The following is a 20341-nucleotide window of genomic DNA, read 5'->3' on the forward strand; positions in this document are numbered from 1 at the left end:
ACATAAGTTTACTTCGCTTTCATTACTTTCTCTTTTACGAAACGATCTACATATCCTTCTGCTTTTACAACAAATAAATACGCACCCATTGCTAATAATGCAAGATCTAATTCATACCCTGGATTCTTTCCATCCCCTAATAAACCTGCTGCTCCATTTACCTTTACGATAGCTCCAGCTAAAATAAGAGCAAATAACAATCCTACATATCTTACGCCTAAACCGATAATTAATAATATACCACCAACTAATTCAACTGTTGCTACGCCGTATGCAAGACCACCTGGTAAGCCGATGCTTGTAAACCATCCTGCTACGTTATCGATACCTGATTGAAACTTCGCTAAACCGTGTGCAAAGAACGTTACTCCTAACACGACACGAATAATTAAATTCCCAATATGTTGATTCATTTTGAACTCTCCTTTTTGTTTTGTTATGGTGAACTTTTATTTACAAGTCAAAACAATACGGTATTTCATTTCATTCGTCAAATACTTTTTTTAAGGAAACAAAAAACATTATCCCTTTTACGGATAATGTTTTCCTACAAAATAGCGCTAATTCAAGCTTTTACTCTATCGCACAAAAAAAGTTGAAACATTTTTCCAGCACCAACATACGGCAATAAAGACAAGTCCTCTTCTACAACCATTCCAACAACATTCACTTTCTCATCCTTAGGCAACTCATGTACAACAACTTGCATCTCTCCTGCATATCTACCGTACAATTCATTATCAATTGTAATGCTGCCTTTCTTTCTTGCAATGGCATCCATCGGCTGTAAAATCACTTTATGCTCCTCTCGCGATTCTACAGAACGAATGACATCACGAGCTGGATCTAGTCTATTTGTATGCACTTGTTCTACCATTTTTAATACTTCACTTTTCTTTATCAATGGCTCATACTGCAGCGGAATAATTCCTCTGCTCGCACTCGCTATCTCTTGTACACTCTCTACACTTCCGCTTATATCCCCGATTAGCACCTTATCGACACCACAATCTTGTACAAGTTCTAAGTACGCTTCAAGTGGGCGCATATTGCGGTGCTTTTCTAACGTTGGTAAGCCTTCATATAGCGGACCACGTTTTTCACCATCTCCCGGAATAAATGCCATCGTTTTTATGCCGCACTCATGTAAGTATTCATTTTGTTTTTGTAAGAATGATTTTGCTAATCCTGTTTCTGGACGCGGATAAAAATTATGCCACGCTTCTACATTCTCTACCTTTATATTTTCTATGATTAACTCTGTCCAAAATGAATCTGTAATCGTACTCGCATTTAAAGCTACTTTCATTTTATGAGATACGCGTGCGATTTCTTTCGGTGTGATGCCGTAGTCCATTCGTAAACCAGTAATGCCCCAGTCTACTAACTCTTCGACATTTTCGTACGTCATTCCTAAATGGTGTAACGATTTTGGAGAAACATCGACCATTAATTCCATTTCATATTTGAGAGCTTGTTTCCCAAGTATTTCAATTAACTCTTTATACGTACCAGGATCATCCTCTGGTATATGAAGTGATGTAAAAATAGATGAAAACCCGTTTTCCTTCGCTACTTTTAGCCACTCTTCTTGCTTCTTTACTCGTTCTTTTGCAAGATAAATTGAAACTCCGATCATATGAATCTCCCTTTCTATGAATAGAAAAAGAGAAAGGAATCCCTTTCTCTATATGTTTTCTGCCATTTCTTCTTTGAATCCGAAGAAGTACGTAAAGATGAATCCGAACGTATATGCCACTACTAATCCAAGGAAATATAATAAATATTTATTATCAGCAATTAACGGAATTAATGATAATCCTGATACACCGATTCCGAGTGCGGCTGTTTTCATAACTGCTTGGAATGCACCGCCAACTGCTGCACCTAAACAAGCTGTAAGAAACGGTTTCCCAAGTGGTAATGTAACCCCGTATAATAACGGTTCGCCAATTCCTAAAAACCCAACTGGTAATGCACCTTTAATTACGTTACGAAGTCGTTTGTTTTTTGTTTTTACAAAAATCGCAATCGCTGCTCCTACTTGCCCAGCCCCAGCCATTGCTAGTACTGGTAATAAAGGCGTTACGTGCGTTTGATTAATAAACTCCATATGAATTGGTGTTAAACCGTGATGTAATCCGACCATAACGAGAGGTAAAAATGTTCCAGCAAGCACTGCTCCAGCAAATGCGCCGCCAATACTTAAAATACCATTAATTCCGCTTGTAATTCCTTCAGATAAGAAACCTGCTACCGGCTGAATGGCTAACATCGTTACGATACTTACTACTAACACGGTAATGAGCGGTGTCACGATAATATCAACTGCATTTGGCACTGCTTTTCGAACTTGTCTTTCTACTACAACCATAAGCCATGCTGCAAAAATAACTGCAAACAATCCGCCCCGTCCGGGTACGAGCGCTTCACCGAATAATTTTACATTCGCCATCGCCGGGTTAAAAATTAAAATACCAGCAATTGCCCCAAGAACTGGTGTCCCACCAAACTCTTTCGCTGTATTCCAGCCGACTAAAATCCCTAAGAATGTAAAGATACCACCGCCAATGAGTAGTAACATTTGCAGCCACGTTGCATTCGGATCAGCACCTGCGTTTTTCGCAAAGTTAGCGACCCCGTTTATAATCCCAGACGCAACAAGACCTGGAATTAACGGAATGAAAATACTTCCTATTTTTCTTAAAAAGTTTTTCACTGGTGTATTATTTTTCTTCTTAATCTCTGACTTTATCTCTTGCCCAAGATCTTCAAGGTGATGATCTGCCACCTCACCAATTCGCAGTCCTGTTAAACCTTCCATTGCAGCTGCTACTTTATTTACTGTCCCTGGGCCAACAACAACTTGAAGCGTCTCATCTTCAATAACACCCATAACCCCTTCAACCTTTTTCAAAAGATCCATATTCACTTTACTTTCATCATGAAGCGTTAATCGTAGTCTCGTCATACAATGAGCAATGCCACGAATATTTTTTACTCCCCCAAGTTGCTCTGAAATCTCTTTGGCCATTCTCTCTTCTTTCTTCATAATAGAATCCCCCTCCCTATTATTTTATAGTGCCTTCTTCACAAACCCTTTCGCTTTTTTTAATTTCTCCAGTGCTTCCCCATACTCACACTGCAATAACACCATAACAATTGCAGCTTTCACATTACGTTCTGCTTTTTCATAACACTCTGCTGCTACTTCATAACTAACGCCTGTTGCTTCCACAATAATTCGTTTTGATCGTTCTACTAACTTTTCATTTGTAGATTGAACATCTACCATTAAATTTTTATATACTTTCCCAACACCAATCATAGAAGCTGTTGAAATCATATTAAGCACTAATTTTTGCGCTGTACCAGCCTTCAAACGCGTTGATCCTGTTAAAATTTCTGCGCCTGTTTCTACTTCCACATTTAGTTTTGCATATTTACTTATTTCAGCATTTTTATTACAAGAAACACTCGCCGTGCTCGCTCCCACGCTAGCCGCGTACTTCAAACCGCCAATTACATAAGGAGTTCGACCACTTGCCGCAATTCCAATTACTGTATCTTTCTCGTTTAATCCAATACTCTTTAAATCTTCTTCTGCTAACTCTTCGCGGTCTTCGGCACCTTCCACCGCCTTAGTAAACGCTTTCAATCCACCTGCTATAAATCCTTGCACCATTTTATCATCTGTTCCAAATGTCGGCGGACATTCCACCGCATCCAAAATACCTAAACGGCCACTCGTACCAGCCCCAATGTAAATTAATCGGCCCTCATCTTCAAAGGATTTAATGACAATCTGTACAACCTTTTCAATTTCTTCTATTTCATTTTCAACTGCTAACGCAACAGTTCGATCTTCTTCATTCATACTTTTCAGAACTTCTTTTATGCTCATCTCATCTAAATTCATCGTCTTCTCATTACGATGTTCTGTCGATAAATTTTCTAACATATTACCACCCACTTTGAAATTTAATTTCATACTTTCATTATAACTTCAAGAAATTTAAAATCAATATTACTTTATTATTTTATGAAATTTTATTTCTTTTCATGACGAATTTATGTCTGTACGAAAAAAAAGATGGGTTCCCCATCTTTTCATTTTAACTTCCGTAATCGCAGAGCTTCTTCTCTTGTCTCCATAAATTGATCCAACACTTTATTACCAATACGATTAAAAGTAATCACATATAAAGCATCAATCATGTTCAGCTGTGTCATTCTCGAAGCAATACTCGCAATACGATGATCTTGCTCTACATCTGGCATACAAAGACGAATATCCGCCTCTTTATATAACGGTGATGATTGATCAAGCTTCGTAATTCCGATAACAGTTGCCCCCTGTCTCTTCGCATACTGCGCCATTTCAAGTACATCTTTCGTACGACCAGATGTTGAAATTGCAACAAATATATCGCCTTCTTTTAAATTCGTCACAAGCGGCAACATCATATGAAAATCAGATAGCATCATCGCTGTAAATCCGAGTCTTGTAAATTTATAAGCCCCGTCCATCGCCGGAGTAGCTGACCCGCCTACTCCGTAAAATATAATTTTATCTGCATTTACAATACGATCTGCAGCTTTCTCAAGTTCCTTTTTATCTATCGCAGTAACGCTCGCCTCAATTGCAGCTTTATTCACATACGTAACTTTATTAAACAAGTCATACGGTCCATCTTCCGTATTCATAACTGAAAAATCATTAATATTATAATCAGCAATCGTCAATTCACGAACGAGCGCGATTTTAAATGCTTTAAAGCTTCCAATCCCAATCGACTTACAAAAGCGAACAACACTCGCCTCACTTGCGCCTGCATTCGTTGACACTTCTTTCGTCGTTAAGTTCGGAACAATTTCTGCATTCCCCATTATGTACATGGCAACCTTCTTTTCAGCTGGTGAAAATTGATCCATATTACTTTCAATTTTAAATAGTAATGTTGAAGCTTTCACTATTTAACCTCCACTTCTTACGGTTGCTTTCACTTATTTTCTCTTGCTTCAAAAAGATAAAAACCATCATCGCCAGGAGGATGGTGAACAATTACAGTTCGATCCCCTTTTTTATATGACGTTATTTCACCTTCAGATTGCTGTTTTTCCCATCCATGTATCCAAATTGCAAAGTCAGGTACAAAAGCAGTGTACTTATAGTCTTTCGGATTTTCGTCTTCTACATAAGAAGAAAAAATAGAAACTGGAAAATCTTTCACTTTTGATTCTTTCCATGCAGTAAATGGTATACATAGTGCAATAAGTATGATTACACCGATAACCTTCCCCTTCGTAATCCTCACACATTTTCTCTCCTCGACTTATCATATACGTAGATTTTACCATAATTACAACCTATTCACGCTATATGATTATTGCTTTTTTCCAATAAAAAAGAGCTTACCTACATCAGATAAGCTCTTCCTCTCTATACAAAATATTTTTTCAAAAGCGGCGGCGTAATAATCGTCGTTAATATAACAACAATAACAATCGCTGTGAAATTTTCTTTCGCTAATAAATTCGCCGCAAGTCCATTCGCTGCGATGATAAGCGCCACTTCTCCGCGCGAAACCATCCCCGCACCAATACTAATAGAAGATTGAAGGTTGAACCCTGTCAGTCTTGCTCCTAAACCTGATCCGATTAACTTTGTAAAAATCGCAATAAGCGTCATGATGATAATGAACCAAAGCTGGCTTCCGATACCTTGAAATGTAATTTCCATTCCAATACTTACGAAGAACACTGGCACAAATATCGCATATGCAATCGGTTCAATTTTATGCTCTACTTCGTGCTTATACTCTGTTTGCGAAATGGCAATTCCGGCTGCAAATGCCCCAATAATACCTGCGATCCCCATCATTTCACTGTAATACGAAAATGAGAAACAAATAATAAGAGCTGCACTAATTAACGCTTCTGTTACGCGAAGTGGTACGAGCATTTTCATAATCCATGGAACAACTTTCCAAGAGATGAAAACGATACTGACAAAAAAGATAATTTTCTTTGCAATGACAAGCGTTACATTTACATCTTGTGTACCTAAAAAACTCATCACAAATGCTAATAAAATAACAACAATTACATCATCAAATACAGCTGCACCTAAAATCGTCGTACTTTCTCTCGTATTCATTTTCCCTAAATCCCTTAGTGTTTGAACAGAAATACTAACGGAAGTGGCACAAAGTAATAACCCTAAAAAGATCGCATGCGACTGTAACATTCCAAATGCAAGTCCTGCTAAATATCCACCAAGGAATGGGAAAATAATTCCTCCCATCGCTACTGCGAATGCAGATTTCAAATTTCGATTTAACTCTTCTAAATCTGTTTCAAGCCCTGCCATAAACATAAGTAGTAAAACACCAATTTCACTCAGTTCATCGATTAATTCAGAACTATTAATAATACCAAGCACAGCCGGACCGATAATAATACCAACGATTAATTTACCAAGTACAGAAGGCTGGCCAAGTCTCACGCTAATATCACCAGCTAATTTCGTACAAAGTAAAATGACGACAAGTTCAAAATAAAATAACATAACATCTTCTCCTACTTTATAAAGTGAAACTTTTATGAGTGGTTTTGTCACTCTGTTAATCCTCGTCCATTCCTGCCAGTAGTTTCCCCTATTCATTCGCATTTTATTTGTCACATTTTTATTTGACAAAATATTCTGAATTATAATAAGATTAATCCAGCAATTTTAAAAAACTACCTACCATAACTGTACCTCCATTTACTTACATACTCTTTTCTAGTGGGCTCATACTATATTCGCAGTTATGGAAATGAAAAAACGGGGGGAGAGTCCAAAGTGAAGTCATTATTACGAAAAAAACCGCTTAGTACTGAATCACCACGGCAGTTAGATAGAACATTAACTGCACTTGATTTAACATTTTTAGGAATTGGCGCCGTAATTGGGACAGGGATCTTTGTATTAACAGGTATTGTCGCAGCGAAACATTCTGGTCCTGGTATTATGCTATCATTCCTTATTGCTGCATTTACTTGTGCTTGTGTAGCCTTTTGTTATGCCGAATTTGCTTCTTCTATTCCTGTCTCAGGAAGTGTGTATACTTACGCATACATGACAGTCGGAGAAGTCGTCGCTTTTATCGTTGGCTGGTGTTTAATGCTCGAATATTTACTTGCAGTCGCAGCAGTAGCTGTCGGTTGGTCTGGTTATTTACAATCTTTACTACAAGGATTTAACATCCATCTGCCCGCCATAATCGCCTCGGCCCCTGGCGTAGGAAAAGGCGGCATTATTGATTTACCGGCTGTTTGTATTTTACTACTCATTACGGGACTTTTAAGTTTCGGTATACGCGAAAGCGCACGCATTAATAATATTATGGTTCTTATCAAGTTAGCTGTTATTATCGCCTTTATCGTAGCAGGCGCAAAATATGTAAAACCTGAAAATTGGACACCGTTCATTCCGTTCGGATACGACGGTATCATTACTGGAGCTGCCACTGTATTCTTCGCCTTCTTAGGCTTTGATGCAATCGCAACTGCTGCAGAAGAAACGAAAAAACCACAGCGCGATTTACCAATTGGCATTATTGGTTCTCTTCTTATTTGTACTGTTTTATACATGATCGTATCTTTCGTTTTAACAGGTATGGTTCCATATACACAATTAGATGTTTCTGATCCAGTTGCGTTTGCCTTACATTTCGTTGGCGAAGATACAATTGCAGGACTACTCGCTGTTGGAGCGATGACTGGAATGACAACCGTCCTCCTAGTCGTTATGTACGGACAAGTTCGCGTTTCTTATGCGATGAGCCGCGACGGACTACTTCCAAAAGCGCTAGCACGTGTAAATAAAAGAGTAAAAGTCCCTTTATTAAACACATGGATCACTGGTGTTGTTGCCGCTTTATTAGCAGGACTTTTAGACTTACATTTACTAGCTAATTTAGTGAACATCGGTACGTTAACAGCCTTTACATTCGTTTGCTGCGCGGTACTTATTTTACGAAAAACACACCCTGACTTAAAACGCGGATTCCGTGCACCTTTCGTACCTGTATTACCAGTTGTCGCGATTCTTTGCTGTTTATATTTAATGATTAATTTGTCTAAAACGACATGGATTAGCTTTATAGCTTGGCTTATAGTCGGTTTATGCTTCTATTTCTTCTACTCTAGAAAACATAGTCATTTAGCTACTGAAAAAGCAAACGATGAACAGAAAAAAGCATAACAAAATAGCTCGCCAATAAAACGGCGAGCTATCTTTCTGTACTATTATATTTTTTCGTTAACGATTGTAAAATGAAAAATATGCCGATGCAAGCTGTAAACGATGCCCAATTTCCTATTGGCGTTGAGTATTTAACAATTCCAATACCTACAAGCACTACGAAAATAATCACCTGATATATGAGCTTCCACTTTTGCATATGTTCCCTCCTTTACTTCGTTCCCTTCTTTTTCTTCTTCCATGCATTTAGACTATCAAAGAAGAAATTAATAAATAACGTGCCTAAACCCGCTAATAAAAACGTCATTAAAAATAAAACCCATATACTTTTCTCTTTTAAGAAATAATATCCTACAAGGAGCACAACCGCGATCCATACATATTCAAGAATTCTTTTTAGCTTTTTCTCTTCCAAATTATTCGCTCCCTCATTCTATACTATTTTTAGTATAACAAAAAAGAAGCCTATCATGATAAGCTTCTTTTCTTCTCTCTTATTTGTTTATACTTTTTTCAACGAGTGAAATCGCGTATTCCATCGTACGATTCATCGTTTCTACTTGTGCATCTTTTACTTTCGAATCTTTTAACACAGATTCTGCCACTGTAATTTTTTGACTCAATGATTTCACTGAACCGTCTGTTACATTTGCAGCTTGCGCTTTTTTCACTAACGCTTTTGCAGATTCAATATTGATTTGTAATTTTTCTTTCTGTGTTTTCGGTTGTTCTTCTGCCACTTTTGATTGTACAAATGTTACATTAGCTGTTTTTAATTCGTTATACGTTTGAACGATTTGCTCTCCAGTACTTCCTACATTTTCAAAAGCTTGCTTTGCAGCGTTATAGCTTTTCTCTAATTCTTGAAATGCTTCCTTTGAGTATTGACCTGGCTTATCACCAAACTCATACGTACCAGCTAATACTTCTTTTACTTTCCCAAGCTCTTCATATAAAGCGTTTACTTCTTCTAACTTTGTACGGTTAGAAAACTCATTATATGCTGCTAATACTTCTGAAGAACTTAACGCTTTACTATATAATTTCGCAAGCGCAATTTGTCCATTTAACGGAATACCACCATTCCCGTTGCTATCTGGATCTGCACCAAGTGCAAATGGTACGTTCGGGTGATATACTTTCCCTGTAGCTGGCTGGCTATTTACTTTTTTACCATCTACGTAAATAGCTACTTCACTTCCATTATACGTTCCAGTTAAATGGTACGTTTTGTTTGCCGCTAATTGAACCCCAACACGCTTATAGCTACCGCCAATATGAGCCCATAATTCAACATAGCCACTTCCTGTAGATTCAAAACCAATTCCGCCACTCTCTGTATTTTGTAAAATACCTTGTCCGCGGAGTTCATTCATTGAAAATACAGTTTCTAACGTAAACGTATTTGCTACTTTCTCTTTTTGTGCTGCTGAAAACGGAAGATATCCAAATGTATTTGCTTTTCCGTTTAGCTTCATAACATTCTTTTTCAATGCTTTATCATATTCAATAGTCACATTACCCTTAACATCACCTTTTGTACCAAATGATGAATTGTCTTTAAATGTACCATCTGCAAAGTTCACATCAAAAACATCCGCCTTTGGTACTTTCACATTCGGGTCAATATTATCTTTTTTCGTAGTAATTTCTGCCGTTAATGGTTGTACACTTTCATTTCCGAATGAATCAATCGCAACGACTTCCAGTGTATATGTTTTCCCGCCATCTAGTCCTGCAAGCGTAAATGTCAGTTCTTTCGGCACTGGATCACGATAAAACTCTGAGAATGCCAACAATTTATTCTTTATTTCTCCCGTTTGCTTATCTCTCGCTTGTACACGATAAGAATGAACAAGAAGATTGTCCAGCGCTTGTGGGAATGTTACTGTTGCTGCATTTTCTGTTACATTTGATACCGATAACTTCGCATCTTTTGCAAAGTAAGGCTTTTCTTTATCACGATCTTCTACATGTGTAAATGTCTCTTTCTTTGATGGCAACTGAATTTTCCACGGTTCGCCTGTCCAAGAATTTGTATGGAAATCACGGCGATTAATCGTTACTTCTTTATCATCTACTTCTACTAATAAACCTTGGCTTAATGTACTAGCTCCTGACGGGATATTTCCTTGTACTTTACCACCTTCAACCTCCATATAACTTACTGAAGATGTGCCAACTGATGTAAAGTCTTTTTGGTGAATCGATCTTGGATCATCTAGCGGATAGTGTGAATGGCCAGAAAACGTAATAACTTGTGGGTATTGTTTTAATACCTCATTAATTTTCGCACTATCTTTTGTTCCCCATTCTTGGCTACCGTATACTGTATCTTTAATATGCTGATGTAAAAATACGAAAATAGGTTTTTCCGGATCATCTTTTTGCGCCTTTGCCATCTCTTCTTTTAACCAATTAATTTGCTTGTCCGAATAATATCCATGAGTTGTTCCATCCTCTGGAGACATAACAAGGAAATGATAACCCTTTACCACATTATGATAATAAATTGATTTCATTCCTGTTTTTTCTAAGAAACGCTTCTGTGCTCCTTCTACAGATAAACCATTCCAATAATCATGATTACCAAGAGAGTTCATTCGTACCGCATCTTTATTTGCATTTTCATTATATACTTGCATAAAACGATCATATTGTTGTACCGATCCTGAATCAGTAAAATCTCCCACAATTACGAACGCATCTTGTTTAGGTGCAAGTGTATTAAGTTGCTCGATTGCTCGTTTCCAGCGAAACGTATCATCTGTTCCACTATTTTTAATATGTACATCACTTACAACTGGAAAAACTATCTTCTTCTCACTTGGTGCCTTTTCTTGCTTTTTCTCTTCCGCTTTGACTGACGTACTCCACGGAAATGATACGAATGCTAATACAAAAACCATTAATAATCCAATAAGACCTTTTACTTTTCGTAAAGCTGTTCTTTCCACGTAAATCCTCCTCATATAATAAATTAATTACAATGGTTATTGTATCGAACACATATTAACTTCGTTTAAAGTGAAAATAAAATTTATTTAATTTTTGTAAATATACAGTCAATTTTCCGTGACATCCAACATTACTTGTATTATCTTATACAACCACCTTTTGTCTAACAGACTCTTATTCATTATTATGAATTGGAAGCCTATTAAACAAACTTTCCTGAAATTTTCCGCCTCTTTATTAACACAACTATCGTTTTACAACATTTAATAGTAATAAAAAGAAACTATGAAGGGAGGAGCTATTAATGGCTTGTAAAAAAAGTATCGGCTGTTATGCCCCTTTATCTATCATTTGCCCTCCCTATGATCCACCTGATCCTCCAAATCCACCATCTTGTGAATTAGTCACCAATGAATTCGCTGGTAATTTTTTCATAACAAAAGAAATTCCACCGCCTTCTAAAAGTCCTACATTAACCTTATGGGAAGGAGATGGTATACTTAAAATATCGGGTACCGTTTCTGTGTATAATAGCACTAGTAGTACTGAAGCAGTTACGGTTCAAATTATTGGACAGGTGACAAATACTTTTACTGTCTATCCTGGCAACACAATGTCATATACAGGTCAATCATTACGATCTGTGACAATTATTAATATTCCAACTAACCCAACTCGATATATAGAAGGAAAATATTGTTGTCAATTCTCGTTTTGCTTATAAAATCATTTATGACCTCAACTTACAAACTATATAAAAAAGCATACCACTACGGTATGCTTTTTCTTATGAAATTGGATAACGTACTGTCAGACATAATTGTCCTTGGCTTACTCCCGTTCCTGTTATTACAATTTGAATTGTAGTAAAGTACCTTACTGTAAATGATCCACTGCTTTGTGGTTGTACAGTAATTGTATTCACCACTGTCGCTCCTACTAAAAAATTCACCGTAATTGGAGCTGTACCTACATCATATTTCACATAACCTGATGCATATAAATCTTGCGTAATATTATTCGTATACACTGTTTCAGTTACCGCACCAGTAGCAGCCCAATCTATACATACCTGATCTTGAACAAGTGTTTTACTGGAACAGCATGATAAGTTAGAATTGTACATCTTAGCCCTCTCCTTTTCTATTATGAAAGTGGATAACGTGTAGTTATACAAAACTCCCCTTGATATGTTCCAGCTGTTGCAGCAGGTAAAATGACTTCAATTGTCACAAAACGACGGTACGTAAAAGCTATACTTGTTCCTGGGTTTAATGTTTGTGTATCAATTGTAGCTCCTGCTGCATCTAAAACTGTCAGTGTGATCGGAGCAGGTCCGACGTCATATCGAACAAACCCTGTTCCAATCATATTTTGATTAATATTATTGTTGTACAGTACATTCGTAATAGCAGTCGCTACTACAGTTCCTGACCACGGACTACACACTTTATCTTGCACATAATTTTTATCTGGACAACAAGTTAAAGCTGACCCTGAGCACTCACAAGACATAGTTGTTTCCCCTCTCTCTTTTATATTCCCTATATGTGTATGTCCCTCAGAGTCTTTTGCCTGTACTATTCAATTATTTTCAAAAAATATTCAAATGACTAAATAGATTCCGTTCTGTTTCTTTTTTTCATAAATTTATAGATTAAAATACCACCTACAACAATAACCACGACTAGTAATATCGGTAGCATATATTGCCCAACAACATCCGCAGCCTTTGCCCAATGTGGACCTAATTTCATTCCAAAATAAATATACAAAGTCGTTAACGGGAACATTGCTACAAATGTATATATACTAAATTTCCATATGTTCATTTTCGCCATACCACAAGGAACGGAAATAAGAGTTCGAACTCCCGGCACAAAGCGTCCAACAAACGCTACAACTGGCCCATACTTCTCAAAGAAATCATCTGCTTTTTGAATTTGTTCTTCTTTAATAAAGAAGTATTTCCCGTATTTTATTAATAGAGGACGGCCACCGTAATAACCGAGTGCGTATAACGTTAACGGCCCTGTCGTTCCCCCCAGTGTCCCAGCTAATACAGCTAGCCAAAAATTCATATCTCCCTCGTATACCCAATATCCAACCATAGGCAAAACGACTTCTGCTGGAATAAATTCAAACGTTAATGCTAACACAACTCCAAAATAAGAAAACTGCTTTAAAAACTCGATTATATCTAAAATAATTTGCTCCATATTTTCAACTCCTATCCTACGTTTACGTTATGCTTTTCTTGCAATTGCACTGGCGCCATTTTTACAATTCTGTTCAAAATGAATAACACAATTCCAATATCATCTAAAATACCGATAAACGGCAGGAAGTCTGGAATTAAATCAAGCGGCATCGCAACATACCCAACTAAAAAAGCAACAGATAAAATTTTCTTCTTTATTGAAACCTCTTTTGAAGTAAAAAAGTCAAATAGGAATGGAACGAAACGACGAACATGAAATACAACTCTTAATCTACTAATAAGTTTTTTCATTTTTATTTCTCCTCTCTTTGTATACAAAAAGGACCCTACCAAATATGGTAAGGGTCCTAAAAAAGACAATAAGGGGCCTTTACCATTGCTGGTAAAGGTCTCACTAACAACGAAACGTTGCCAATAAAGCCGAGGGTTTCTCCCTGTAATGACGACTTTACTGTAATAAGTTACTCCCCTTTATATACACAGTTTTATACAATCACATTAAAATATTTGCCTAAGCTTGTCAATATTTTTTTCATTCGACATCCAGATTATTACATTGTAAAAGGCTCTCTTCCCTGTTCTCTATGAAAAGGAATTGGAGTGTATAACCATCTGGATCATGAAATATTATTCTAACTTCTTCACCATGGTGCTCTTCTACAAATGATATTTGATAAAATGCTAACTTTTTCTTTAACCGCTCGATATTTGTAGTTTTTAACAGTAGTTCTTTCACTGATGATATAACTGTCTCTCTATGTTCTCCCAGTCCCCTATTTACAACAAAACAAATTCTCGTTGAACCGATATCATACCACACACCTGTTACACGTATTTGCGGCCTCTCCTTGCTCGGTTGAAACCCTAGAATTCCTTCATAAAAATATAATGTTTCCTTTAAGTTTTTAGATTCTAAAACAATACATGTCGTAACACTTTCCATCCGCACTCCCCCTGCTCCTTTTAGTTTTCTATATGAGTCATAATTTGCAATTATGTACGAATACAATACATAGTGATGAATATTTCATTTATAAAGGAGGCGTGTAACATGGATGAATTTATGAAATCCTACATACCTTTCCATGGCCCAAACGACCCTTGCCCTCCAATTGGAAAAAAATATTACTCAACTCCCCCACACCTATTTATGGGCTTTCAACCACCTAACCTACCACAATTCCCACCAAAAGAAGCTTTACGAAAAGGAACTCTGTGGCCTGCTTTTTATGATTTTTATGAAAATCCTTACAAAAAAGGACGGTGAATAAAAACGTGACACAGACATTGCCTGATGAATATTACAAATGGATTGAAGAACTACAAGAACTAGACTTTGTATTAGTTGAACTTACCCTCTATTTAGATACGCACCCAAACGATACTGCAGCTATAAATCAATTCAACGATTTCTCCTATAAACGAAGAGTATTACAACAAAAAATCGAACAAAAATACGGGCCACTTCAGCAGTTTGGAAATAGTTATTCTAATGCTCCATGGGAATGGAGCAAAGGACCATGGCCATGGCAAATATAAAGTGAAACTTTAATCAATGGGGGTTTTGTTCATCTCCCACTGATTATCAGCCTTCACCAATCGGGCTTTTACGGGCAGTTGATTTCCCACCTAACTTCTTCGCTTTGGCTGACTTTTTGGCTGAGGGTCTTACTGCCCGTTAATGCGGGATAAAGGAGAGAGACTATGTGGATTTATGAAAAGAAATTACAATATCCAGTTAAAGTGAGTACTTGTAATCCAGCACTCGCCAAATTATTAGTTGAACAGTATGGCGGTGCGGACGGCGAACTGGCTGCTGCTCTTCGCTACTTAAATCAACGCTATACAATTCCTGACAAAGTCGTTGGCTTACTAACCGACATTGGTACAGAAGAATTCGCACATTTAGAGATGATTGCGACAATGATTTATAAATTAACAAAAGATGCAACACCAGAGCAAATGAAAGCTGCTGGATTAGACGCACATTACGCTAATCATGATAGTGCTTTGTTTTATCATAATGCTGGTGGTGTTCCTTTTACTGCTACTTATATTCAAGCAAAAGGAGACCCTATTGCAGATTTATATGAAGATATTGCTGCTGAAGAAAAGGCAAGAGCAACTTATCAATGGCTCATTGATTTATCTGACGATCCTGACATAAATGACAGCTTACGCTTCTTACGTGAACGAGAAATTGTCCATTCACAACGTTTCCGAGAAGCAGTTGAAATTTTAAAAGAAGAACGTGATAAAAAAATATTTTTTTAAAACACGTATCCTAGCGATATGTGTTTTTTTATGTTAAAAGTTAAATCCTTCCTATTAAAGATATAAATAGTATATTTATTCGATTTAATGCATTATTTTTTAATATTTTCAAAATTCCCTATTGCTTTCTAGTCATCAGACCTTTAAAATAGTAACAGTTACTCGACAAATTATTTGAATTTTCGACAAAAACACTCATTAGGAGGATTTTCTTTATATGCGTACAACTTTAAAACCAGCGCAAATACTTTCGATTAGTTTATTACTATTCGCAGTTTTCTTCGGTGCTGGTAATATGATTTTCCCGCCCCTTCTCGGTCTTTCTTCTGGAGAAAATATGTGGATTTCCATTACAGGATTTATTATTACAGACGTCGGTTTATCTTTACTAGCTATCGTCGCTGTTGCCCTTGCCGGTGGTAGTTTCAACACTTTAGCAAGCCGTGTTCATCCAAAATTCGCAGCACTATTCGCTATCATTATTTATCTTTCAATCGGCCCACTATTTGTTATTCCACGAACTGGATCTGTATCTTACGAAATTGGGATTGCACCACTTTTCCCGGACCAATGGTACTCTATGTTAATCTTTAGTGCGATTTTCTTTACAGTCGTTTACTTCTTATCATTAAATCCATCAAAATTAGTAGATCATATTGGAAAAATATTAACGCCAATTTTACTTGGAATTATTGCAATTATGGCAACAAAAGCGATTCTTTCACCAGGAACGTTTGCAGAACCTGTTGGTGACTATAAAGAAATTCCATTTTTCAAAGGATTTCTTGAAGGATTTTTAACGTTAGATGCAATTGGAGCACTTGTATTATCAACAATTGTTGTAAATGCAATTCGCCAAAACGGTATACAAGAGAAGAAATCAATTGCGAAATATACAATTATTTGCGGAAGCATTGCAGCTCTATTCTTAACAATTGTTTATTTCTTACTCGGTTATATCGGCGCTTCAAACGGCAACTTAGGACAATTCGAAAACGGTGGTCAACTATTAGCTACTGTTATGTATCAATTCTTTGGGACAAGCGGTAATGTTTTATTAAGTATCGCCATTATCTTCGCTTGTTTAACGACAGCAATTGGCGTTGTAAGTGCATTCGCCAACTATTTCGCAACAGTATTAACAAATGTTTCATATAAGAAACTCGTACTATACGTTTGTATTTTTAGCTTCGTGATTTCAAACTTAGGATTAAGCTTATTAATTAAAATTACATTACCTGTATTAATCATTTTGTATCCAATTACAATCATTTTAATTTTCGTATCATTTATTGATAAATATACGAAACGTAAACCTTCTGTCTACATTGGAGCAATGCTCGCAGCATTCATTATTAGCTGTATTCATGCACTTGATAATGTGGAATTGATACCAAGTTTTATCGCTAATATCGTACACACCATTCCTTTTTATAACTTAGGAATCGGCTGGATTATTCCAGCAATCATCGGTGGTATAATCGGATACTATATTCCTCAAACAGAAGCTGAAGGTGAAGTTTCTACAAAATAAAAAGAAGCAAGCATGGATTCATGCTTGCTTCTTTTTTATTTTCTATCGCTACATACTGTATTTGTGTACGAACGAACCGTTAACATATAGTAACCAAAGTAAATGATGATATACACCCCTATACTGCCTAATAAAGGAAGACTATATTCAAACATACCTGTAAAGCCCATCAAACTTAGAAATGCAAAGAATGTATGACAAATCGCAAGGAGTAATGGTATTAAAAATATTGCACCTACTTGCTTTCTTACAGACTCTGTTGCTTCCTTTTTCGTTAGTCCAATTTTCTTTAACATTGCGTACGCTGGTCGCTCTGCCATCGCTTCTGTTATTTGTTTAAAGTATAAAATACAACCTGTTGCAAGAATAAAGACAATCCCTAAAAATATACTAGCAAATAATAATACTGCACCATCTTGCAATTCAGATTGGCTCGCCTCTTCAAATGATTGGAATTTCACTTCTTTAGGAATGATTGTCCCTAGCTCTTTCGTTAGCTCTCTATTACCGTTTCCTTCTACAATAAATCCGCTAACTGTTGAAACATCCTTTCCTTGCTGCAACTTATTAAATAGCGAATCTCGAACAACAAGCCCCACTGGTGCAAGTTTCGCACTAACAACTGTTTCTTCGCGGTGATCAACGATTGTTAAACCACTCTTCATCCCTTCAAAGGACACGTTATTTCCTTCAAGCGAATTCTTTTCTATGTTATACGACTTATACGGATCTAATAAAACAACTTCCTTTTCAGAACCGAGAATAACTTGTTTATTACCTAACATAGAAGCCGATTTATTATAATCTGTCACTTTTATAATTTGTACATTGCCATTACCTATTAAGTACCCAGTTAATATTTGTTCTCCATCTATCTTCCCTTGCATAGAGAGCATCGCTATAGACATTTCATTTTTAATTCCTAACTCATGTTTTTGAATTTCTTCCCTAACCTTCTTATCTAATTCCTTTCCAGTTGTTACATACTCATAACTAACTGGATTCATTAATACCGCCGTTTTCTGCGCTCCATAATACATACTAGAACTTATACCAATTGTGCAAAGTGTTACCGCACTTAATAAAGATAATAGCGCAAGCATCTTTACGTTTCCTTTTATTCTGAAGAATAATGAAGAAATCGATAAAATGTTCGTTCCATTCCAATATTTCGTTTTATTTCCCTTTATTTTATGGAGTGATTTCACTGTATATTGCTCAAATAGTAAGAACGTACCTTTTACAATACAACCAAAAATAAGTAGACCTGTAATAAAAATGGCTCCAAACCCAAAGATTTGTGTAAGTAACGCAATGGTATAACCTGTAATTAATAAAACAATCGCTCGTTTTGCCTTCTTACTTGAATACGTAGGTGCCTCTTCTTTCTGATTTTCACCATATAGTAATTCAACTAAACGATGCTCATAAATTAACTTTTTACTTTTCCATGATGCAATAAAGAAAATTGCACCTATCGTTATAAGAACTTCTACTATAGATAAAAATGAAATCGTAAATGTAAAAGTAAACGCACTTCCCATTAACTTCACAAGAAGCCCCGCGCACATATTCGCTATAAATAAACCAGCAAGAATACCTAACACACTTGCCGCTGCACCAACTAATAAAGTTTCATAAAAAAGTAACTTCGCAATTTCTTCTTTACGGATACCTAATAAACTGTATAGCGCAATTTCTTTTTTCTTCTTTCGCAAAAAGAAGCTATTACAATAAAAAATAAATGTCGTTAAAAAGATAATCAATAATATTTGTGCAAAAGTAAATGTCGTTTCCACTTTATCCGACTCTTTTAAAAGAGCTACTACACTTTCATTTCGTTTAATCGATACGAATGTAAAATAAATAATAATGCTGCCTACTAATGAAATAAAGTATAGAAAATAATCTTTCATATTTCGTTTTATACTACGTTTTGATACTTCTAAAAAATCCATCGTACACCTTCACCCGCTCTCGCATTTCTCTATACATGAAGTGTATACGAAATTGTATTTCTCCCCTATCGATTTTCATTACATCTCTCTTACGATATTGTAATATAGCAAAATAAAAGAACCTAGTTTCCTAGGTTCTTCACATCGTATGCTTAAAAGTAAATAGCTCTTCTTTTGACTGCACAGCATATTGTTCCTCCTCTACATCCGTCTTCTTTATCTCTCCTCCTAACCTTACTTTCATCATCGCCTCTTCTATACTTTTTACAATCATATTTCCTGAAAAAATAGTAAGTCCAAAAAATGTAATGGGAACGAGCGGAATCCACGGATTCACTGTTAATGATCTAAAATAGACTCCAATTAAACCTGACCATTCATGCGTGTAAGATTCTATTTCTTCTATCGGTCCTAAAAACTGAACTGTTCCACCAAAGAATATTTCCAGTAATCCTAAGTGCAGTAAAATAGTAAGAGTTTGCGTAAACTGCTGAAAAAATACAAGTATAAACGTCATATAGAGATGCGGGAAAATATGCTTTATAACAATGTGCCTTCTCGATCCACCTAATATGCACGCAGCTTCAATAAATTCTTCGGTTCTCAACTTACGAACCTCCTTCGCAACATACAGTGCAATAACTGGCATCACAAGCATTACAAGTAATAAAACTTGAAACGAAGCCCTTTCAAAAAAGGTTGTTGTTTCCTCTCCACTCCCAAATGCATTTGCAAAGTGAAGAAAAAAATACGCAATCATAACTGTCGGAATAACTGTAAAACTATCAAAGAAAGCCTCGATTTTTGAAAATCCTCTTTTTATGTACGTTCCGAGGACGACACCGAAAAACACACCTATTACCATTCTAAGTGCCGCAATTAAAATAGATATACCAATCGTCCACTTTGCGCCTTCAATGACTAAATGTAACAAGTCGTATCCTTTCCGGTCTGTCCCGAGTAAAAATTGTAATGAAGGTGAAAACGGTGGCACTTCTGGATTTCCAGCCGCATCATATTGCAACGTAACTTTTTTAATCTGTCCATCATTCCATATCGTATTTCCAATGCTCAAAAGAACTAATATGAGAAGAAACCCAATGCTTATCCAAAATCTTTTATCGCGTTTTATATACGTCCACATA

The 20341-nt window shown here is 36.4% G+C and carries 23 protein-coding genes; 6 read left to right on the forward strand and 17 right to left on the reverse strand.

The features are described from left to right. Positions 1 to 8 precede the first annotated feature (8 nt). The 7 genes from MKO96_RS22550 to MKO96_RS22580 all read right to left on the reverse strand — a co-directional run bounded on the left by MKO96_RS22550 (position 9) and on the right by MKO96_RS22580 (position 6667). Positions 9 to 413, reverse strand: a complete 405-nt coding sequence (locus MKO96_RS22550; RefSeq protein WP_240588748.1) for a DoxX family protein — start codon at positions 411 to 413, stop codon at positions 9 to 11. Positions 414 to 565: 152 nt separating this feature from the next. Continuing rightward, on the reverse strand, positions 566 to 1639 hold the full coding sequence (locus tag MKO96_RS22555) for a DUF871 domain-containing protein (protein ID WP_087979553.1): 1074 nt from the start codon (positions 1637 to 1639) through the stop codon (positions 566 to 568). A 48-nt stretch (positions 1640 to 1687) separates the two neighbouring features. Beyond that, positions 1688 to 3052 (reverse strand): PTS transporter subunit EIIC, encoded by a 1365-nt coding sequence (locus MKO96_RS22560; RefSeq protein WP_240588749.1) that lies wholly within the window; start codon positions 3050 to 3052, stop codon positions 1688 to 1690. A gap of 24 nt (positions 3053 to 3076) precedes the next feature. After that, positions 3077 to 3961 carry an N-acetylmuramic acid 6-phosphate etherase gene (murQ, locus tag MKO96_RS22565; RefSeq protein WP_240588750.1) on the reverse strand — a complete coding sequence of 295 codons (885 nt, stop codon included), beginning with the start codon at positions 3959 to 3961 and terminating at the stop codon, positions 3077 to 3079. Between the two features lie 149 nt (positions 3962 to 4110). Next, positions 4111 to 4974 (reverse strand): MurR/RpiR family transcriptional regulator, encoded by an 864-nt coding sequence (locus MKO96_RS22570; RefSeq protein ID WP_087979551.1) that lies wholly within the window; start codon positions 4972 to 4974, stop codon positions 4111 to 4113. A gap of 29 nt (positions 4975 to 5003) precedes the next feature. Further along, on the reverse strand, positions 5004 to 5318 hold the full coding sequence (locus MKO96_RS22575; protein ID WP_240588751.1) for an outer surface protein: 315 nt from the start codon (positions 5316 to 5318) through the stop codon (positions 5004 to 5006). 125 nt (positions 5319 to 5443) lie between these two features. Continuing rightward, complete coding sequence (locus tag MKO96_RS22580; RefSeq protein ID WP_053215530.1) at positions 5444 to 6667, reverse strand: cation:proton antiporter; 1224 nt, start codon at positions 6665 to 6667, stop codon at positions 5444 to 5446. 180 nt (positions 6668 to 6847) lie between these two features. On the opposite strand from MKO96_RS22580, the gene bcaP reads away from it, so the two are divergent. Then, a complete protein-coding gene (gene bcaP / locus MKO96_RS22585; protein WP_240588752.1) occupies positions 6848 to 8251 on the forward strand; it encodes a branched-chain amino acid transporter BcaP in 1404 nt (467 codons plus the stop codon). Between the two features lie 28 nt (positions 8252 to 8279). On the opposite strand, the gene MKO96_RS22590 is transcribed toward bcaP, so the two are convergent. The 3 genes from MKO96_RS22590 to MKO96_RS22600 all read right to left on the reverse strand — a co-directional run bounded on the left by MKO96_RS22590 (position 8280) and on the right by MKO96_RS22600 (position 11208). Continuing rightward, positions 8280 to 8450, reverse strand: a complete 171-nt coding sequence (locus MKO96_RS22590) for a hypothetical protein (RefSeq protein WP_240588753.1) — start codon at positions 8448 to 8450, stop codon at positions 8280 to 8282. Between the two features lie 12 nt (positions 8451 to 8462). Further along, on the reverse strand, positions 8463 to 8666 hold the full coding sequence (locus MKO96_RS22595) for a hypothetical protein (RefSeq protein ID WP_000391504.1): 204 nt from the start codon (positions 8664 to 8666) through the stop codon (positions 8463 to 8465). A 79-nt stretch (positions 8667 to 8745) separates the two neighbouring features. After that, positions 8746 to 11208: a LamG-like jellyroll fold domain-containing protein gene (locus MKO96_RS22600; protein ID WP_240588754.1), complete on the reverse strand. Its 2463-nt coding sequence runs from the start codon at positions 11206 to 11208 to the stop codon at positions 8746 to 8748. Between the two features lie 305 nt (positions 11209 to 11513). Between MKO96_RS22600 and MKO96_RS22605 the strand changes: the two genes are divergently transcribed. Then, positions 11514 to 11933 carry an S-Ena type endospore appendage gene (locus MKO96_RS22605; RefSeq protein ID WP_240588755.1) on the forward strand — a complete coding sequence of 140 codons (420 nt, stop codon included), beginning with the start codon at positions 11514 to 11516 and terminating at the stop codon, positions 11931 to 11933. Between the two features lie 63 nt (positions 11934 to 11996). Here the strand turns inward: MKO96_RS22605 and MKO96_RS22610 are convergent, their stop codons facing one another. The 5 genes from MKO96_RS22610 to MKO96_RS22630 form a co-directional block, all read right to left on the reverse strand. Continuing rightward, on the reverse strand, positions 11997 to 12335 hold the full coding sequence (locus MKO96_RS22610; RefSeq protein WP_240588756.1) for a DUF3992 domain-containing protein: 339 nt from the start codon (positions 12333 to 12335) through the stop codon (positions 11997 to 11999). A 20-nt stretch (positions 12336 to 12355) separates the two neighbouring features. Beyond that, positions 12356 to 12724: a DUF3992 domain-containing protein gene (locus tag MKO96_RS22615; protein ID WP_014893284.1), complete on the reverse strand. Its 369-nt coding sequence runs from the start codon at positions 12722 to 12724 to the stop codon at positions 12356 to 12358. Between the two features lie 98 nt (positions 12725 to 12822). Then, positions 12823 to 13428 (reverse strand): DedA family protein, encoded by a 606-nt coding sequence (locus MKO96_RS22620; RefSeq protein WP_000435010.1) that lies wholly within the window; start codon positions 13426 to 13428, stop codon positions 12823 to 12825. Between the two features lie 11 nt (positions 13429 to 13439). After that, entirely contained in the window at positions 13440 to 13721 is a 282-nt protein-coding gene (locus tag MKO96_RS22625; RefSeq protein ID WP_000733852.1) for a YkvA family protein, read from the reverse strand. 241 nt (positions 13722 to 13962) lie between these two features. Then, the gene (locus tag MKO96_RS22630) at positions 13963 to 14373 is read right to left on the reverse strand and encodes a VOC family protein (protein WP_240588757.1); all 411 of its coding nucleotides are present in this window, start codon (positions 14371 to 14373) and stop codon (positions 13963 to 13965) included. A gap of 108 nt (positions 14374 to 14481) precedes the next feature. On the opposite strand from MKO96_RS22630, the gene MKO96_RS22635 reads away from it, so the two are divergent. The 4 genes from MKO96_RS22635 (at position 14482) to brnQ2 (ending at position 17238) form a co-directional block, all read left to right on the forward strand. Further along, positions 14482 to 14697, forward strand: coding sequence for a spore coat associated protein CotJA (locus tag MKO96_RS22635; RefSeq protein ID WP_000343267.1), 216 nt, complete (start codon positions 14482 to 14484; stop codon positions 14695 to 14697). An 8-nt stretch (positions 14698 to 14705) separates the two neighbouring features. Next, complete coding sequence (locus MKO96_RS22640) at positions 14706 to 14969, forward strand: spore coat protein CotJB (protein ID WP_048562473.1); 264 nt, start codon at positions 14706 to 14708, stop codon at positions 14967 to 14969. Positions 14970 to 15134: 165 nt separating this feature from the next. After that, complete coding sequence (gene cotJC / locus MKO96_RS22645) at positions 15135 to 15704, forward strand: spore coat protein CotJC (protein ID WP_000265281.1); 570 nt, start codon at positions 15135 to 15137, stop codon at positions 15702 to 15704. Between the two features lie 217 nt (positions 15705 to 15921). Then, the gene (gene brnQ2 / locus MKO96_RS22650; protein WP_240588758.1) at positions 15922 to 17238 is read left to right on the forward strand and encodes a branched-chain amino acid transport system II carrier protein BrnQ2; all 1317 of its coding nucleotides are present in this window, start codon (positions 15922 to 15924) and stop codon (positions 17236 to 17238) included. 35 nt (positions 17239 to 17273) lie between these two features. On the opposite strand, the gene MKO96_RS22655 is transcribed toward brnQ2, so the two are convergent. Next, the gene (locus MKO96_RS22655; RefSeq protein ID WP_240588759.1) at positions 17274 to 19196 is read right to left on the reverse strand and encodes an FtsX-like permease family protein; all 1923 of its coding nucleotides are present in this window, start codon (positions 19194 to 19196) and stop codon (positions 17274 to 17276) included. Positions 19197 to 19335: 139 nt separating this feature from the next. Beyond that, a complete protein-coding gene (locus tag MKO96_RS22660; RefSeq protein WP_240588760.1) occupies positions 19336 to 20340 on the reverse strand; it encodes an ABC transporter permease in 1005 nt (334 codons plus the stop codon). Position 20341: the final 1 nt, after the last annotated feature.

It is taken from the genome of Bacillus sp. ES1-5 (genome assembly GCF_022487605.1).
In the GTDB taxonomy this organism is placed as follows: Bacteria; Bacillota; Bacilli; order Bacillales; family Bacillaceae_G; genus Bacillus_A; species Bacillus_A wiedmannii.

Coding starts and splice junctions, on each gene's coding strand:
- MKO96_RS22550 (WP_240588748.1), bottom strand. CDS start 413: ATGAATCAACATATTGGGAATTTAATTATTCGTGTCGTGTTAGGAGTA.
- MKO96_RS22555 (WP_087979553.1), bottom strand. CDS start 1,639: ATGATCGGAGTTTCAATTTATCTTGCAAAAGAACGAGTAAAGAAGCAA.
- MKO96_RS22560 (WP_240588749.1), bottom strand. CDS start 3,052: ATGAAGAAAGAAGAGAGAATGGCCAAAGAGATTTCAGAGCAACTTGGG.
- murQ (WP_240588750.1), bottom strand. CDS start 3,961: ATGTTAGAAAATTTATCGACAGAACATCGTAATGAGAAGACGATGAAT.
- MKO96_RS22580 (WP_053215530.1), bottom strand. CDS start 6,667: ATGAATAGGGGAAACTACTGGCAGGAATGGACGAGGATTAACAGAGTG.
- MKO96_RS22590 (WP_240588753.1), bottom strand. CDS start 8,450: ATGCAAAAGTGGAAGCTCATATATCAGGTGATTATTTTCGTAGTGCTT.
- MKO96_RS22605 (WP_240588755.1), top strand. CDS start 11,514: ATGGCTTGTAAAAAAAGTATCGGCTGTTATGCCCCTTTATCTATCATT.
- MKO96_RS22610 (WP_240588756.1), bottom strand. CDS start 12,335: ATGTACAATTCTAACTTATCATGCTGTTCCAGTAAAACACTTGTTCAA.
- MKO96_RS22615 (WP_014893284.1), bottom strand. CDS start 12,724: ATGTCTTGTGAGTGCTCAGGGTCAGCTTTAACTTGTTGTCCAGATAAA.
- MKO96_RS22620 (WP_000435010.1), bottom strand. CDS start 13,428: ATGGAGCAAATTATTTTAGATATAATCGAGTTTTTAAAGCAGTTTTCT.
- MKO96_RS22625 (WP_000733852.1), bottom strand. CDS start 13,721: ATGAAAAAACTTATTAGTAGATTAAGAGTTGTATTTCATGTTCGTCGT.
- MKO96_RS22630 (WP_240588757.1), bottom strand. CDS start 14,373: ATGGAAAGTGTTACGACATGTATTGTTTTAGAATCTAAAAACTTAAAG.
- MKO96_RS22635 (WP_000343267.1), top strand. CDS start 14,482: ATGGATGAATTTATGAAATCCTACATACCTTTCCATGGCCCAAACGAC.
- cotJC (WP_000265281.1), top strand. CDS start 15,135: ATGTGGATTTATGAAAAGAAATTACAATATCCAGTTAAAGTGAGTACT.
- brnQ2 (WP_240588758.1), top strand. CDS start 15,922: ATGCGTACAACTTTAAAACCAGCGCAAATACTTTCGATTAGTTTATTA.
- MKO96_RS22655 (WP_240588759.1), bottom strand. CDS start 19,196: ATGGATTTTTTAGAAGTATCAAAACGTAGTATAAAACGAAATATGAAA.
- MKO96_RS22660 (WP_240588760.1), bottom strand. CDS start 20,340: ATGTGGACGTATATAAAACGCGATAAAAGATTTTGGATAAGCATTGGG.